Origin of the sequence: Burkholderia sp. AU39826, assembly GCF_020419965.1 — a bacterium.
Lineage (GTDB): Bacteria > Pseudomonadota > Gammaproteobacteria > Burkholderiales > Burkholderiaceae > Burkholderia > Burkholderia semiarida.
In genome coordinates this window covers 210,043-226,260 of the sequence record NZ_JAIZQG010000001.1, presented here as the reverse complement: position 1 = coordinate 226,260, position 16,218 = coordinate 210,043, and the positions used below count along the sequence as shown (strand labels likewise).

Here is a 16,218-nt window from a genome sequence, read left to right as displayed (position 1 = left end):
TCGGCTCGTAAACGAACGAGACGGGCGCGCTGCCGGTGGCAGGGCGCCCGTCTCGTCATGTTCGTCGCGCGGCCGGAACCGCGCGCTCAGGCGTCCGGCAGCGTTACCTGATAGCCGTAGCGGCTCACCGTATCGATGCGGACGTCGGGCAGATGCCGCGCTAGCTTGCGGCGCAGCCGCGACACCACGAGATTGACGCTCGATGGATCGACATCCTCCTTGTCCTGCCAGACATACCGGATCAACTGGTCGCGTGGCACCGGCGCGTTCGGATGGCGCATCAGGCATTCGAGCAGCAGGAATTCCCGGCGCGTCACGGCGACGCGCAGCTTGCCGTTCTTGAGTTCGCGCGCCAGTGTCTCGACCGCGGACGCACGCGCGACCGGCCGGTCCGCATCGCGCGGCCCCACGAGCCGCTGCAGCGCCTGCATGCGTTCGTGCAGCTCGATGAACGAATACGGCGCGCAGAAACACGCATCGGCGCCCGCGCGGAGCACATGAATGCGTTCGCGCGCCGACGCCTCGCCGATCAGCACCACGAGCGCGGCGCCGCCGCCGTCGGCAACGAAACGCGGCAGCATCGCGATCAGCGCGGCATCGCCGCCGGGCTCGAACGCGGTCGCGACGATCGCGTCGAACGCCTCCTGCGAGGCGAGGAACAGGCCGTCGCGCGGATCGTCGGCGCGCTGCACGCTGTGCCCGCTTTCCTGCAGCGCCTTGTGCAGCCACGACGCTTCCGGATGCGGCGAAGTCACGAGCAGGACACGCATCGTCAACCGGCCTCGCGGCGGAAATACGCAGGCACGTGCGGCCTCGTCCGGACGGCCGTCATCCCAGCGACCTCGGCCAGCATTCGATCGTCACGCGCGTGCCGGGCTCGGCATTGCCTATGCGCAACGTGAAATCGTGCACGTTGACGACCGTCGACACGATGCTCAGGCCGAGCCCGGCCCCGGCGAGATGCCCGGTACGGCGGCTGCGGTACCGATACCGCAGCACCGCCTCGCGCTCGTCGGCCGCGATGCCCGGGCCATTGTCGATCACGTCGATGCGCGGACCGCACGGCGTGTCGTGAAGTTCGAGGCGTACCGTATCGCCCGACGTCGTGTACTTGAGCGCGTTGTCGAGCAGATTGCTCAGTGCCTCGAACAAGAGGGCGCGATCGCCGTGTATCCGCGCGACCGGCTCGACGGCCTGCACGAAGCGGATCGCGCGACTGTCCGCGAGCGGTTCGAACAACTGCCCGACGTCCAGCACCAGATCCTCCAGCGACAGCGCCGCGAACCCGCCTCGCCGCTGCAACGAGCCGATTTCGGCGATACGCAGCATCGCGCGGAAACGGCCGAGCAACACGTCGGTCTCGTTGCGCGCACGCGAAACGAGATTCGCCAGCACGGCATCGTCGAACCGCGCCGCACGCTGCGCCGCCTGCGCGAGCAGCGTGTGCACGTGCGCGAGCGGGGTTCGCAAGTCATGCGCGATGCCGTCGCAGACACCCTTGACCTCGTTCATCAGGCGCTCGATCTCCTCGAGCATATGGTTGACGAGATGGGACAGCAGATCGATCTCGTCGTGTCCGCCGACCGGCAGCCGCTGGCCGAGGTCGCCCTGCGCAATACCCTGCGTGATGCGCCGGACCTCTTTCAGACGCCGCATTTGCCGCACGCTGAGCATCAAGCCGCCCACGACGCCCGCGCCCAGGCAAAGCAGCCCGCCGCCGACCAGCGCCTGGATGATCGCCGCGCGGATCCGCAGGATATGCGTGAGGTCGCGACCGAGCACCAGCACGTCGCCGTTCGCACGCCGCTCCGCCATCGCGCGCACGACCGGCGGCACCTGGTCTCCCGAGATCGGCATCGTGTGATCGAGCGTCACGCCGTTGCGGGTCGGCCGCATGCCCGCGGGCAACGCCAGCACATCGCCGGCAATATGCCTGCCGTCCGCGGTAAAGAGTCCGTAGTAGTTGGTGTGCATTCGCTCGTGCTCGATCCGGTGCTGGATCGCGGCGGGAAGCTGGCCGTCCTGTATCGAATCGAAGTAGATCATCTGCCAATCGATCACCGTATCGGTTTCCCGCTCCATGTCGTGCGTGATCACCGATGCGATGAAACCGAGCAGCAGCATGACCGACACGGAGAACGTGACCGCATAGACCGACACGAGCCGAAACGTACTCGAATACCAGCGTCGCGCGGGTGCCGGGTGGACGTGATGCGCGACGGACGCCACGGGATCCGGCTCAGCCAAGGCGATACCCTGCACCGCGTACCGTCTGGATCATCTGCTTCGCATCGGGTGGATCGATCTTCCGGCGCAACCGGCCCATGTGCACTTCGATCAGGTTCGTGCCGGGATCGAAGTGATAGCCCCATACGGCCTCGAACAGCATCGTCCGCGTGATGGTTTGCCCGGCATTGCGCATCATGTATTCGAGCACGCGATATTCGGTCGGCAGCAACACGATTTCTTCGCCGTCGCGAAACACCTTGCGCGAGATCAGGTCGAGCTTGAGCGGACCGACGACCAGCGTCGTGTCGAGCGCGGCCGGCGCGGCGTGGCTTCGCCGCAGCAGCACCTCCAGGCGAGCGGCCATTTCCTCGGGATCGAACGGTTTGGTCAGGTAGTCGTCGCCGCCCGCGCGCAACCCGCGAACCCGCTCGTCGACATCGCCGAGCGCACTCAGCATCAGCACGGGGGTGCGCACGCCGACGCTGCGCATCGTGGTCAGGATCGTGAGGCCATCGACGACCGGGAGCATCCGATCGAGCGTGATCACGTCGAACTCGTTGCCGAGCGCGCGGACCATGCCGTCGCGCCCGTTCGCCACCCATTCGACCGTAAAGCCACGCCTCTCCAGCTCCCCGACGATTTCGTTCGCGGTGATTTCGTCGTCTTCGATCGCGAGTACGTGTGCGATGGCCGCTCGGCCCTCGGCCGGCTCGTCGGGCAGCGCGGGCTCGTTCACCGGGAAAGCTGATGATGCCATGTACGATTCTCGTCTTCGTCGAAAGGGAGTTGCGTGTCGATACCCAACGGTCGAACGCGCTCGAGTCGAGCTTATACGCGCACGCGTAAAGGATGCGCATCCGCTTCATGAAGAAAGTTTCATGTCCGGCAACATCGCGCGCCGGCCGTCGTGGACACGCGCCGTACGAAGCGCCGCAACGCGACATCAGCCCGGGTGCGATCGTGTGCCCGATTTGTCCGCGCGATGCGATGCGAGATCACGTGCGGCATCGCTCGCACGATCCCGCTGTTCGGCTTTCGCGTGCGCGAGCGTCACATCGGCGACCGCGAGCCCGGTGCCCTGCACCTTCGCGAACGCCGGTAGCGACGCACACGCCAGCGTGACGAGTCCAGCCATCATGACGATTGACTTCATTGCATTCCCTCCTTGTGCGCGGCATCGATCGATTCGTCGCTCGACGATACGCCGCTGTTCCTAACCATCCGGAAACACGCGCATGAAGGATTCTTTAACTTCCCATGCATGCGGCAGCCCGTGCATGGCGCGATCCGGGCTTGCCTAAAACATGTTTCATCATCGCGCTGCGGTTTAGATAGCCCTGCCTCCGTAATCTTCGTCCTGCGGCCGACGCAGGCTCCCTGCCGTGCGGCCTCGACCCAACGCTATCCAGGAGCCGAAGATGAATCATCCCGTCCGTTACCTCGCTTGCGCCGCGATGCTCGCATTGAGCGTCTCCGCACATGCCGAGACGAAACTCACGTCGGCGCAATGCCACGACTACCCGTTCGTGCACGCGAAAGGCCCGGTCTCGCACCGGCAGCTCGTCAATGAACTGAACGAGCTGGAGTCGGTCGGCTACAACCCGTCGTCTGGCGACGAAAGCAGCTATCCCGACGATATCGATTCGGCACAGGCGCGCCTGATGCAGAAGTACCGGCAGGATTGCGTCGGGGCCGCCAATACCGTCGCATCGAGCGGTAACTGAATCCTCTCCGGCAACCGTTCTCCGAGTTTGCGCGCGAGCCTCGCGGCCGCGCGCTTTTTTTTGAATTGATCCGACTCGATCGTCGACGGTGATCGGCAGATCGCCACGTGGATCGACTTTTCCGACATGCCGACGTTTCACGCGAATAAAATCTCGATGTCAACCGGAGGAAAATTTAAAACAACACGTCGCCAAGCGTGTGATCGCCATCGAGGCTTCAAAACACTCCATCTTTTCGCACGACATTTAGCGGTACATGACACTTTCGAATACTGAAAGATAGTCTTTCCGTGCACGTTGCGGCGACCGCTTTTCCTCTGCCTACACTGCCTCGTCCGCCGAAATCGCATCTCGGGACGACATCGACGTCAGCGCCATCCGGTGCCGACTATCCAACCACACCATCAGAGCAACTAAATGAAACGTCAATCGATGAAATTGCGCTGGCTCGCATTCGCGCCGGCACTCCTGCTCGCCGGTGCGGCGCACGCACAGCAGAGCGTCACGCTATACGGGCTGATAGACGAAGGCCTCAACTTCACGACCAACGCAGGCGGTCATCGCGCATGGCAGCTGTCGAGCGGAGACACCTTCGGCAGCCGCTGGGGCTTGAAAGGCAGTGAAGATCTCGGCGGCGGCGACAAGGCCATCTTTCAACTCGAAAACGGCTTCAACGTGAACAGCGGCAAGCTGGGTCAGGATTCGAGCATGTTCGGCCGTCAGGCGTTCGTGGGCCTGTCGTCTTCACGGTATGGCACGCTCACGCTCGGACGCCAGTACGACACCAGCGTCGACGCGCTCGGCTTCGGCGGTATCACGGCGGCCGGCAACTGGGCGGGCGACATCGCGACCCACCCGTTCGACAACGACAACACGGACTGGGATTTCCGCGTCGACAATGCCGTCAAGTATGTGACCCCGACATACCGTGGACTCACCGCGGAAGCGATGTACGGCTTCAGCAACCAGCCCGGCGGATTCTCGAACAATCGCGTGTGGGGCGCCACGCTGAACTACCAGAACGGCAACCTGACCGCGGCGGCGTCCTATCTGAAGCTCGACAATCCGGGGCTCGCGGCGGGTGGCGCGGTCACCGGTGGCGATCTCTTCAACGGGTCGTCGCAGCAGGACATCGGCGTAGCGGCTTCCTACCAGTTTACCCACGTACTCGTCGGCGCCGCTTGGTCCCATGTCGATGTCTACAACCCCGTCGGCAACGCATGGATCGACAATACCGCCCTGCAGAATGGCGCGACGTGGAATGCATGGAAATTCGACAACTTCGAACTCAACGCGCAGTACTACTTCACGCATGCCATGTGGCTGGGAGCGGCCTACACGTTCACCATGGCGCATCTGTATACGTCCGACACGAAATATGTGCCCAAGTGGCACCAGATCGCCCTGATGCTCGACTATGACCTGAGCAAACGCACGTCGCTGTATCTGCAAGGTGCGTGGCAGCATGTCGTCAGCGCGCGTACCGGGACCAGCTTCGACGAGGCACAGATCGTGGATGCGTCGGCTGGCGCGTCATCAGGGCCGAACCAGATGGTCTATCGCATGGGCATGTTGCATCGTTTCTAGCCGCCTGACGCCCGCATCGGAACTTGCGCAGCGCGGCGCCGGTGCGGGCGCCGGCGGGTCAATCGAAATTAATGCGAATCAGCATCCCGGCCAGGATATCAAGCAAGGTCGGCCGCACTTGCCGCCGCCATGAAACACCGGCTTCCCGACTATCGCCTGGCAGGCGCATCGACGGGCGAACCCGAGACCGATACGCCCAATCGATGGCTTCATGATCGGCTTGTCAGTACCGCCTTTCGACCGTCGATCGATTCGTACGCCATGGCGTCGTCAATCCGATCAAGGCTGAATTCCTGGCCGACGCGCGTCCTGAACACCGGGTCGCCGATCATGCCCTCGAGCGCACTCAGAGCAGCCACCAACCTGTCGTGCTCTCGCACCGTCCGGCTTTCGAAATTGCTGAAACGCCGCATCCACAGATCCTTCGTCATGAAAAGCGGCGCCGACACGGGAAACGGAACGGGGCCGGCCATCGTGCCGTAGAAATATATCGACGAGCGCATCGGCAAACAGGTTGCCATCTGGCCGGTCAGCACACCGCCCACGCCATCGAATACAGCCGTCGTTCCAAGCTCGGAGGACAGCTTTCCGAGCGTGTCGACAAAGTCTTCATCGGTGCGCACGACATGCTCGATACCGCAGCGTTGCAGCGTTTCCTGCGCCGCCTGCCCCCTCACCATGGAGATCGTCGGCATGTTTCTCCGACGGCCGAGTGCCGCGAGCGCCAGCCCGGTTGCCGAGTTCCCCGCCGTGGCGATCACGCCCCGGTGCCCGGCCTCGGCAATCGTTTCGAGAAACGCGTAGGCCGTCATCACGTTCACGAGCGACCCACAGTAGTCGCGTACGCTGACGTGTTCGGGCAAGATCAGGCAGCTCGTGTACGGCACCTGCGCTTTTTCGCACCACAGCCCGACGTTGTACGCGCTACGGTTCAGCGAGCGATAGATCGCGACGCGTCTACCCATATAACGCGCGGGAACGCCGGCACCCGTCGCCGCCACCGTCCCGGCGCCGGAAGCGCCCCATACGCCGTACTGGCTCGCCGCGAGCGCGTTGCTACCCTCGGCACGCGCACGCAAAAACAACTTGTCTCCATGGTTGATCGCAGATGCCTCCATGTCGATCAGCAGATGGCCTGCTTCCGCCCGGCTCGGTGGCCGGATATCCTGTACTTCCAACGAGCGTTCAGCGGTAACGCAGATAGCTTTCATGACGCGTTTCTCCAGCGGCAAACAGTGATGGCGGTAACTGCACAGGCCGTAAGTTAAACAAGTGCGCCTGTTGCCGAAACGCAGCCGCCCGGCATACCATCGATTCCAGTACAGAATGGATCGATACGAATACTCATGGATCGCCTGAATGCAATTCGCCTGTTCGTTCGACTGGTCGAATGCGGCAGTTTTTCCGCTGTAGGGCGAGAGGAAGGCATTGGACAACCGACCGTAAGCAAGCAGATTGCCGCGCTGGAGGAGTATCTCGGCGCTCAGTTGGTGTTGCGAACGTCGCGTCAGGTAGTGATCACCGCAGCAGGCCACGCGTTCTATGAATCGGCCAAGCCCTTGATGGAGGGCTTCGATTCGCTGGAATCATCGGTCGGGACGCGACAGCAATCTCCACAAGGCCTGGTTAAATTGACGACGGCGCCCGCCTACGGCCGCCTATGCGTGACGCCATTGCTTCCCGGTTTTTTTCGACAATATCCGCACGTTGCGCTCGAATTATCCGTATCCGAGCGACAGGTCGATCTGGTCGGCGAAGGATTGGACCTGGCGATCCGCCATGGGCCACTGATGGATTCCTCGCTGACAGCGAGAAAACTATCGGAGACGGAATCGCTGCTCGTCGCCAGTCCGGGCTATCTCGCGGCCAAAGGCAGGCCTACCCGGCTGGCCGATCTGGACGGACATACAGGCGTCGTCTTCGCTCAAAACCACGAGCGCCGCCCTTGGCGCTTCAAGGTCGGACGGGAAACCGTTCATCGGGTTCCGCACGGATCGTTTTTGACGGGCGACGCAGAGCAGGTGCGCGCAGCGGTCCTGCACGGGCTCGGCATTGCGCAGGCCCCACGATGGCTCTTCGGAGCCGAAATCGATGCCGGACAAGTCGAAGTCCTCCTGCCTGAATTTCAGCCGGAACGCATGGCAACCCACCTCGTCTATCCAGCCGGTCGACGCGTACCGGCGCGAGTCAGGGTGGTGATCGATTATTTGATGTCGTCGCTCGGAACGTGACGGTGGTACTTGCAAGCGCAAGGCGTCAGCAATCGGGGACGACAAACCCCGCTTCGTCCTCGTATCGAACCACGACGGGCCGCACTCGAAACGGCTTGTATACGATAGGGGTTACACGCCCTTGTACCGATCGCCGGAAACAAGACTACCCTTTCATACTTCGATCCCAGGGAGGCTCGTTGCCGAACGCCGCGGTCAGGTAGTCAACGAACCGTCGAACCTTGAGCGGTATGCGCCGCGCACTCGGGTAGACCGCCTGTATCGCCAATTCGGTCGCTCGGTAGTTCGGCAGCAGGGCGACGAGCTCGCCTCGCCGCAGATGCTCCCCGAAGACGAACGTGGGGCCGTACGCGACGCCAGCGCCCGCCAACGCGGCAGACATGAGCATTTGGGTGTTGTTGGCGGCGACTCGGCAAGGCCCTTCGATCACATGCGCGCGGTTTTTCGCATCGAATAGCGTCCAATCTCCGGCCGAGACGGCTTCGCTGAAGACGAGCCGCTGTGCATGACGTAAATCACTTGGCCTACGCGGTGTTCCATGCCGCTCGATGTACGCGGGGGACGCGCACATAACCATTCGACATGGCGCGATGCGACTTGTAACGAGCCCGTTGCCCTGAAGCTTCCCGATCCGGATGGCGACGTCGATACCGGCCTCCAGGAGGTCGACATAACGGTCGCCGAGCAGCACTTCCACGTTGACCTGCGGGTGGTCCTCGAGATAGCGGGCAGTGACCTCGCCCAAGTGCATCGCACCGAACGTGACAGGCGCCGCGATTCGCAACACGCCGCGCGCCGTGCGTTGCGAATCGTGCGCTTCCCGGCCGGCGTCTTCAAACGCTTCCAGAATTTGCTTGCTGCGAACGTAGTATGTCTGACCGATATCGGTCAGACTCAAGCGCCGCGTGGTTCGTTGTAGAAGCCGCGCATTCAGTTGGGCTTCGATCGCACTCACATGTTTTCCCGCCATGGCCGGCGACAACCCGAAACGCCGCGCGGCCGCAGCCAGACTGCCCTCTTCGACCGCAGCGACGAACACGCCAAGGCTGGTCAATCGGTCCATTTTCGCATCAACCTGATTCGATCACGCCATTATCGACTGCCGCTATCCCGCGTGCAATTATCAAATTTCAGGCTCGACGCTACGATTGCCTCATCCAACCGAGAGGAGGCAGCGCAAATGGAAATCGAAGTGAATGGCACGCGAATCCACGTCACCCAAGCCGGCCACGGCGATCCTGCCCTGGTGTTCCTGCATTACTACGGCGGCTCGTCGCGGACATGGCAACGTGTGACAGACCGGTTATCGAGCCGATATCGCACCGTTGCCACCGACCACCGGGGCTGGGGCAAGTCCGCTGCACCAGCGGATGGCTATGGCATTGCCGATCTCGCGGCAGACGCCGAGGGCATCATCGAGACATTGGATTTGCAACGCTACGTACTCGTCGGTCATTCCATGGGCGGCAAGGTCGCGCAGTTCATCGCGTCGCGACGGCCGACTGGGCTTCAAGGCCTCGTGCTCGTCGCGCCATCACCGCCCTCGCCGATGCTGCTTTCCGCTGAAGAACGTGCGACGCTGACGGGCGCCTATCGATCGCGCGAGTCGGTCGAATTCGTCATCGACCACGTACTCACCGCCAAACCGCTCGACGCCGCCTGTCGTGAAATGATCATCGAGGATAGCCTGAACGCTGCGCCGCAAGCTAAAGCCGCTTGGCCGGAGGTGGCAATGCGCGAGGACATCCGTGCTGCAGTAGCTTCGATCGACGTTCCGACGATGGTCATCTCCGGCGAACTGGACCAGGTGGATCGCGTGGTCACGTTGCGGACGGAACTGTTGCCGCGCATTCCGCAGGCGACCATGCACGTTCTTCCCGGTGTCGGCCATTTGGCGCCGCTAGAGGCACCGGCCGAAGTTGCGCGAATCATTGAAAACTTTCTTGCTGCATGATCTCGCCGCGATTGTCGATCAGCACGAGCGTGTTGTACGGTGACTCGCGTGGTGGCACTTCGTGGCGCTCGCCCGTGATCGAGAACACACCCCACACGTTGGCCTTGCGGCACGCCGCCGGCGATCTCGGCATCGCCCCGCGCACGGTGAACAAGCATCTCGAACACCTGTTCCGCGAGTTGCATGTCGAGACCCGTGCGGGGGCGGCCGCCGCGGCGCTCAAGATGCTCGAGCGCACGTGAAAGGACCGGATCGCGGAATCGCCCCGTTCCCCAGCCCGGGCTGCTCGCCCAGACATGATTTTGTAGACTTGATCTTTTGCTCCGTTTCTGGATAATTGTTCATGCCTCGCGCGACATGCTCCTTTGCATCGCTCGCCACGGGACCCTAGCCCGCCAGCCCCTCCCGGCTGGCATCCCCCGTTTCGGCGCCTGACCGACCGGTCCGCCGAAATACCGACACGATTCCATCCGGCAACGGCGGAATCGTTCGCCTGCAACGCAGGCCGTGAAGCGCCAGAGGAGACACTGGCGCCTTGCTCCAAGTGCGGCTTCAGATCGTGCTCAACCAGAGGAATCGTCGCGCCCTCGACCCAAACCGGTTTGAATGGGCCGTGAGCGATTTCCCTACTCGGTGACCGACATGACCAGGCAATCACCCCCCGTACAAACCGGAAGTCCTTCTCATCGGCGCGTGCCATTTTCCCGGCGCGGCGGCATGCCGTCCTGCCACGTCCACGCGCTCGCCTGAGCGTCCGTCCGCGCCGTCCCGCTGCGCGACTCGATCAAAGCGCCGCCGCACATGCGGTGGCGACTGTTGCCGCAGCGGACACATGCCGTCACGTCACGCGTTCGTTCGCCCATGCGACGAACCGCATCACAAGGAAAACCGTCATGGCTTCTGATTCCGCCCTTCCCGACACACCCGCGGCCCGTCCCCGGCCCACGCCGTCCGCCTACATGCGTACGGTCGCATCGATCGCGGCGATCGCCGGCGGGCTCTATGGATACGACACCGGCATCATTTCGGGCGCGCTGCCCCTCATCGCGCGAGACTTCGGCCTCGACTACCGCGCGCAGGAACTCGTCGCCGCGGCGATCCTGCTCGGCGCGGTGATCGGTGCGCTGGCCGGCACCCGCATGTCGGCCGCGCTCGGACGCCGCAAGACCATCACGATCGTCTCGGCGATCTATGCGGCCGGCGTGCTGGCTGCCGCGCTCTCGCCCGACGTGTGGTCCCTTGCCGCTGCCCGGCTCGTGCTCGGATTCGCGGTCGGAGGCTCGACGCAGATCGTGCCGACCTACATCGCCGAACTCGCGGAGCCGGACAAGCGCGGCCGCCTGGTCACCTACTTCAACGTGTCGATCGGCATCGGCATCCTGCTCGCGGCATTGATCGGCGTCGCGGGTAACGACCTGTTTTCCTGGCGGGCGATGATCGGTATCGCGGTCGTCCCGTCAGTGATCCTGATGGTCGGCATGACGCGGCTGCCGCGCAGCCCGCGCTGGCTCGTGGAGCAGGATCGCATCGCCGACGCGCATGGCGAGTTGTCGAAGGTGCGGGAATCTCGAGCTGCCGTCCGGCACGAGATTGCCGATATTCGGGATGTGGTCGAGCGACAGCAGAACAGCGCGACATCGGGCTGGCGCACGATGCGCGAGCCCTGGGTGCGCCCCGCCCTCGTTGCGGGCCTCGGCGTCGCCGCGTTCACCCAGCTCAGCGGCATCGAGATGATGATCTATTACACGCCGACGTTCCTTCGCGACGCGGGGTTCGGCGCGTCGGCATCGCTCTGGGCCGCGCTCGGCGTCGCCATGACGTATCTCGTGATGACCTTCATCGGCAAGCTGATCGTCGACCATGTCGGCCGCCGCACGCTCAGCCTGGCGACGCTGCCCGTCGCGGCAGCCAGCCTCGTGCTGCTTGGCTGCCTGCTGCGCGGCGACGTCGCCTTGCCCATGCAGCAACTGTGGATCGTCATCTGCCTGATCGCGTTCATGGTGTTCAACGCCGGCGGTATCCAGGTCATCGGCTGGCTGACGGGCGCGGAAATCTACCCCGTCGCGATCCGCAACCAGGCCACCGGCGCGCACGCCGCGATGCTATGGGGCTCGAACCTGCTGCTGACCGGCACGGCATTGACCGTGACCCAATGGCTCGGTGTCGGCGGGGCGATGTGGGCGTACGCGTGCCTCAACGCGCTCGCATGGGTGTTCATCTACTCGATGGTGCCGGAAACGCGCGGTCGCAGCCTCGAGGACATCGAACGCGCATTGAAGCGCGGAACGTTCGGGCCGCGCCAGTCATGAGCGAACCGGATCAAGCGAGCCGCGTCTTTCCCGCCTTCTCGTCACGGAATCCAACATGAACGAACGCATTGCCACACGCCAACTTTCGGATCATGCGCTGATCAGCGATTGCGACGGCGTGCTCGTCGATAGCGAGGCCATCGCCGCACGCATCATCGTGACGCGCCTCGAGCATCTCTGGGGGCTCGCCGGCCTTCGCGACGTCGTGCGTCCCCTGCTCGGCATGCGAGCCGAGCAACTGCTGCGCACGGTCGCAACCATCGTCGATCGGCCGCTCGACGACGATACGGTCGACGCGATCCGCATGGACGTGCACGCAAACGCGGTGAATGCGCCGGCCATCGACGGCGTGCGCGACGCGTTCGCCGCCATCCCGCTCGTCAAGGCGTGCGCGAGCAACAGCGATCTTGCCTACGTGCGCAGCGTGGTCGACCGGATCGGCCTGGCCGACATGTTCGGCGAACGCCTGTTCACGGCCGACCAGGTGCCGTCGCCCAAGCCCGCACCCGACGTCTATCTGGCCGCCGCCCGTCGCATGCATGTCACGCCCGAACGGTGCATCGTCGTCGAAGACAGCGCGACGGGGACGGCCGCCGCGATCGCCGCCGGCATGACCGTGCTCGGCTTCGTGGGCGCCGCGCACGCGGCACGAACGCAAACGGACAAGTTGCACGCCGCGGGTGCATACGTCGTCTTCAACGACATGGCCGCGCTGCCGTCGCTCGTCGAACGCTGGCTGCGGCGCATGCACGACACGACGCCCGCGTTGCGCGAACGCGCCTGACCTTCCTCATCGAGAAACACCTCGCGATCATGAACGACAACGCATCCCCTCCGGCGCGCGAAGAGGGCCCGCTCCATCCGCTCTCCAACGCAACCCTCGGACGCGCGGCGCCACACGTCGCCGTTCCCGCATACGACCGTCGTCGCTTGACCGCAGGCATCGCGCATATCGGCGTCGGCAATTTCCATCGCGCCCATCAGGCGCGCTACATCGACCATGTGCTGCATCTGCCCGGTCACGCAAACTGGGCAATATGCGGAATCGGCCTCGGTAACGGCCCGGCCTCGGTCGCAAAGGCCGACGCGCTTCGCGCGCAGGATGGCCTCTATACGCTGACGGAGTTCTCGAGCGACGGCGCGGCAGCCGTGCGCGTCATCGGTGCGATGATCGAGTATCTGCACGCACCGGCCGATCCGGAAGCCGTACTGACCCGGCTTGCCGATCCGGCGATCCGGATCGTATCGCTGACCATCACGGAAGGCGGTTACAACCTCGACGAGACGACCGGCGCATTTCGGTTCGATACGCCCGACGTCGCGCACGATCTTCTGGGAGGACCACCGCGTACCGCGTTCGGGTTCATCGTCGAAGCGCTCAGACGGCGCCGGGCCGCCAACGTGCTGCCGTTCACCGTGATGTCCTGCGACAATCTGCGCGGCAACGGCGATACCGCGCGACGCGCGGTGCTCGATTTCGCGCGGGCGATCGACGTCGATCTCGCTGCCTGGATCGAGCGTTACGTCGCGTTCCCGAACAGCATGGTCGACCGGATCGCGCCGCAGGTGACGGACGCGGTCCGCCTGCACGTCAACCGGTTGTCAGGCATCGACGACACGGCGCCCGTCGTTGCCGAAGCATTCTCGCAATGGGTGGTCGAGGACAGTTTCAGCGCCGGACGCCCGGCCTTCGACGCGGCGGGCGTCGAATTGCGCGACGACGTCCATGCGTACGAAGCCATGAAGGGGCGCATGCTGAACGCTTCCCACATGTTGCTCGCTTACCCGGCGATTCTGCTGGGACATCGCTTCGTCCACGACGCCATGGCCGATCGCGATCTCGCCGCGCTGCTCGACACCTTCCTTGCCCGGGACGTCGCCCCGATCCTCACGCTGCCGCACGGCGTGTCCGCGGCCGCCTATGCGGGAAATACGCTCGCGCGCTTTCGCAACGCCGCACTGGGCGACCAGTTGCTGCGCGTCGCGCACGACGGCGCGTCGAAGATCCCGGTATTTCATGAAAAGACCATCGGGGCACTGCTCGCGCGCAACGGCGACATGCGCCGTGAAGCCCTGCTGCTGGCCTGCTTCCAGCATTACCTGCAGGGTGTCGACGATCTCGGCAACGCGTTCGTCGTCAGTGAACCGCAATTCGATGCAGCGGATCTCGAGCGCGTGCGAAGCGGCGACCCGCTCGCGATCCTCGACTCAAAGCCGTTCGCCGCACTCGGGCTCGATACCAACGCGGGATTCGTCGGGCTATTCCGCACGATGCAGACAGCCGTGGCAACACGCAGGACGCGCGATGCGATCCGGCTGGCGCTCGATTCTTCAGACGCCTGAACAACGTATCGCTTCCCGAACATCGGTGGCGCGAACGCTGCTGTCGGACCCATGCGGCCGTGCCTCTTCGGTATTTCGTCCGAACAGCGCGTCCTCGAATGCCCGGTTGAGTTCGCTCAACTTCGCGTCGAGCCGAGCCAGTTCCCGATGGGCCGGTAACGGAGGATCACCGGCTATCGCGCGCGTTGCGTGCCCGACGTTCGCATCCGCGTCGCGTCGCACCGGGCTGCTGCGATCCAGATCGCTCATCAACGCATCGATTCGCGTGGCGAGGGCGGCGCGCGCACGCCGCTCGACGGCGGCCACCGCGCCACCGGCTTCAACAGGCAGAAGCGTCGCCACGATTCGGCCATGAAGCCAGCAGACCAGCAGCGTGTCCGCCAACCGTCGGGCATCGCCGGATACACGGAGCATGCGCCACGCGGCCAGCGGCCTGATCGCCATGCGCACGTCGTGAAAACGGCGATCGGCCGCGCGTGTGTGCGCGGCCCCCGGCCGCGTGCCGTCGTCGTGTTCGTGCACGAGTTCGCGCAGCGCCGCCAACAGGCCGTGCGAGCGCGTCGCGATGTGGCGCGACGCCGCCAGCGGCATCACCAGCATCGCCGCCGCGAGCGAAACCGCGCAGCCGATCAACACCTCCCCGATCCGCAGTTCCGCCAGCGCGCCGATCTCGAACCCGAGTTGCGCATAGACGAGGCCGATCAGCACCGTGAGAAAGAAAACGCCGCGCCCATAGGCGTGCAGGATGTGGTACGCCCAGGCGAACACGCACACGCCCATGACGACCGCCACGAGCGCATTCGCATGATGAACGGCGCCGACGACGAGTACGCTCGCGAGCGCGCCGGCGAGCGTGCCGGCGACGCGTTGCGCGCCGCGGTAGATCGTGTCCGCGCACGAATACGTGCCAAAGAACACGACGAACGTGCTGAGCACCGCCCACATCCATCGCTCCGACGACAGCGTCTCGCCGATCAGCATGGCGGCACACGCAGCTGCAGCCGCGCGGAACGCCGGCAACCATGCAAGCGTGCGCCAGCCGGCGCTCCACCGCACCGCACGCGCGGGCCGCGGCATCGCGGGCGCAGGTGCGGCGGCCATGCGCGCCGCCACTGCGTCGGCGACGCAATCGAAGCGGACGATCGCGGCGCGTAGCGCCGCGGCGGCGGCATCGGTCCGATCGTGGTTCAGCACGCGCCGGGCCGACGCGATCTCCAATGCGACGAGCGCGGTGTGCAATGCATGCGCGTCGTGTTCATCGAGTGTCGATGCATGATGCTCGAGCGCGATGGCGGCTTCGTTCAGCGCCAGAAGATGTGCGATCGCATTCAGTGAGCCGGCGTGCGACACGTCGCTGCGTGCGATGCACGCCGCCTGCAGCGATACCGAGCGCGCGATGCGCCGGGGCGTGGGCGCCGCGTGCACCGGCAACAGCATCCGGCACACGAGCACGACGCTTGCGGGGCCCGCGATCGACATTGCCAGCATGCGGCTCGCCTGTAGCGCGGTCGGATGCAGATAAAGGCCGAGGTAGTACATCGCGATCGCGAGAAACGCACACCCGATCGCGCGCGGCCCGCGGGTCTGACACAGCATCGAACAGAACAGCACGGTCACGAAACCCGCCTTGCCGACGGCGGGCCACGCGCTCACGACGGCGGCCGCGGCGAAACTCGTGCATGCGACGCCGTACTGCCACGCAAGCGATTCATACCAGTCCAGCCGATGAGCATCGCGCAGGAAGAGCGGCGCGATCATCGCGAAAAGTATGCCCACGGCGCCGGTGGTGATCGCCAAACCGAGGTGCAGCGCCGACGCAATGCCGAGCGCGCCGGCAAGCA

The 16,218-nt window shown here is 64.6% G+C and carries 14 protein-coding genes and 2 pseudogenes; 8 read left to right on the top strand and 8 right to left on the bottom strand.

What is annotated here, in order from left to right; genetic code table 11:
* Nucleotides 1–86: 86 nt before the first annotated feature.
* The 4 genes from LGM42_RS01080 to LGM42_RS01065 all read right to left on the bottom strand — a co-directional run bounded on the left by LGM42_RS01080 (nucleotide 87) and on the right by LGM42_RS01065 (nucleotide 3,382).
* Nucleotides 87–770: a response regulator transcription factor gene (locus tag LGM42_RS01080; RefSeq protein ID WP_226231336.1), complete on the bottom strand. Its 684-nt coding sequence runs from the start codon at nucleotides 768–770 to the stop codon at nucleotides 87–89.
* Between the two features lie 58 nt (nucleotides 771–828).
* Nucleotides 829–2,160: a sensor histidine kinase gene (locus LGM42_RS01075; RefSeq protein WP_226093950.1), complete on the bottom strand. Its 1,332-nt coding sequence runs from the start codon at nucleotides 2,158–2,160 to the stop codon at nucleotides 829–831.
* 79 nt (nucleotides 2,161–2,239) lie between these two features.
* Complete coding sequence (locus LGM42_RS01070) at nucleotides 2,240–2,917, bottom strand: response regulator transcription factor (RefSeq protein ID WP_059585125.1); 678 nt, start codon at nucleotides 2,915–2,917, stop codon at nucleotides 2,240–2,242.
* 255 nt (nucleotides 2,918–3,172) lie between these two features.
* The gene (locus tag LGM42_RS01065) at nucleotides 3,173–3,382 is read right to left on the bottom strand and encodes a hypothetical protein (RefSeq protein ID WP_060310803.1); all 210 of its coding nucleotides are present in this window, start codon (nucleotides 3,380–3,382) and stop codon (nucleotides 3,173–3,175) included.
* A gap of 265 nt (nucleotides 3,383–3,647) precedes the next feature.
* On the opposite strand from LGM42_RS01065, the gene LGM42_RS01060 reads away from it, so the two are divergent.
* Together LGM42_RS01060 and LGM42_RS01055 are read left to right on the top strand one after the other, a co-directional pair.
* On the top strand, nucleotides 3,648–3,953 hold the full coding sequence (locus LGM42_RS01060) for a DUF4148 domain-containing protein (RefSeq protein WP_059584948.1): 306 nt from the start codon (nucleotides 3,648–3,650) through the stop codon (nucleotides 3,951–3,953).
* 417 nt (nucleotides 3,954–4,370) lie between these two features.
* Complete coding sequence (locus LGM42_RS01055; protein WP_060310802.1) at nucleotides 4,371–5,540, top strand: porin; 1,170 nt, start codon at nucleotides 4,371–4,373, stop codon at nucleotides 5,538–5,540.
* A 209-nt stretch (nucleotides 5,541–5,749) separates the two neighbouring features.
* Here LGM42_RS01055 and LGM42_RS01050 read toward each other — a convergent pair whose 3' ends face one another.
* Nucleotides 5,750–6,751 carry an alcohol dehydrogenase catalytic domain-containing protein gene (locus LGM42_RS01050; protein ID WP_226231335.1) on the bottom strand — a complete coding sequence of 334 codons (1,002 nt, stop codon included), beginning with the start codon at nucleotides 6,749–6,751 and terminating at the stop codon, nucleotides 5,750–5,752.
* A gap of 135 nt (nucleotides 6,752–6,886) precedes the next feature.
* Between LGM42_RS01050 and LGM42_RS01045 the strand changes: the two genes are divergently transcribed.
* The gene (locus tag LGM42_RS01045) at nucleotides 6,887–7,771 is read left to right on the top strand and encodes a LysR family transcriptional regulator (RefSeq protein ID WP_226231334.1); all 885 of its coding nucleotides are present in this window, start codon (nucleotides 6,887–6,889) and stop codon (nucleotides 7,769–7,771) included.
* 145 nt (nucleotides 7,772–7,916) lie between these two features.
* On the opposite strand, the gene LGM42_RS01040 is transcribed toward LGM42_RS01045, so the two are convergent.
* A complete protein-coding gene (locus tag LGM42_RS01040; protein WP_059639631.1) occupies nucleotides 7,917–8,834 on the bottom strand; it encodes a LysR family transcriptional regulator in 918 nt (305 codons plus the stop codon).
* A 117-nt stretch (nucleotides 8,835–8,951) separates the two neighbouring features.
* Here LGM42_RS01040 and LGM42_RS01035 point away from each other — a divergent pair, with 117 nt between their 5' ends.
* A complete protein-coding gene (locus LGM42_RS01035; protein ID WP_226231333.1) occupies nucleotides 8,952–9,725 on the top strand; it encodes an alpha/beta fold hydrolase in 774 nt (257 codons plus the stop codon).
* On the opposite strand, the pseudogene amiE reads toward LGM42_RS01035, so the two are convergent.
* Nucleotides 9,715–9,843 (bottom strand): annotated as a pseudogene (gene amiE, locus LGM42_RS01030) (aliphatic amidase); the annotation flags it as partial. The gene LGM42_RS01035 and the pseudogene amiE sit on opposite strands and share 11 nt — an antisense overlap.
* 4 nt (nucleotides 9,844–9,847) lie before the next feature.
* Here amiE and LGM42_RS01025 point away from each other — a divergent pair.
* The 4 genes and pseudogenes from LGM42_RS01025 to LGM42_RS01010 form a co-directional block, all read left to right on the top strand.
* Nucleotides 9,848–9,967: pseudogene (locus LGM42_RS01025) on the top strand (DNA-binding response regulator); the annotation flags it as partial.
* Between the two features lie 651 nt (nucleotides 9,968–10,618).
* Nucleotides 10,619–12,034 carry a sugar porter family MFS transporter gene (locus LGM42_RS01020; RefSeq protein ID WP_226231332.1) on the top strand — a complete coding sequence of 472 codons (1,416 nt, stop codon included), beginning with the start codon at nucleotides 10,619–10,621 and terminating at the stop codon, nucleotides 12,032–12,034.
* 55 nt (nucleotides 12,035–12,089) lie between these two features.
* On the top strand, nucleotides 12,090–12,818 hold the full coding sequence (locus LGM42_RS01015; protein ID WP_226231331.1) for an HAD family hydrolase: 729 nt from the start codon (nucleotides 12,090–12,092) through the stop codon (nucleotides 12,816–12,818).
* Between the two features lie 146 nt (nucleotides 12,819–12,964).
* Nucleotides 12,965–14,377, top strand: coding sequence for a mannitol dehydrogenase family protein (locus LGM42_RS01010; RefSeq protein ID WP_226231330.1), 1,413 nt, complete (start codon nucleotides 12,965–12,967; stop codon nucleotides 14,375–14,377).
* On the opposite strand, the gene LGM42_RS01005 is transcribed toward LGM42_RS01010, so the two are convergent.
* Complete coding sequence (locus LGM42_RS01005) at nucleotides 14,366–15,616, bottom strand: FUSC family protein (protein ID WP_226231329.1); 1,251 nt, start codon at nucleotides 15,614–15,616, stop codon at nucleotides 14,366–14,368. The genes LGM42_RS01010 and LGM42_RS01005 overlap by 12 nt on opposite strands.
* Nucleotides 15,617–16,218: the final 602 nt, after the last annotated feature.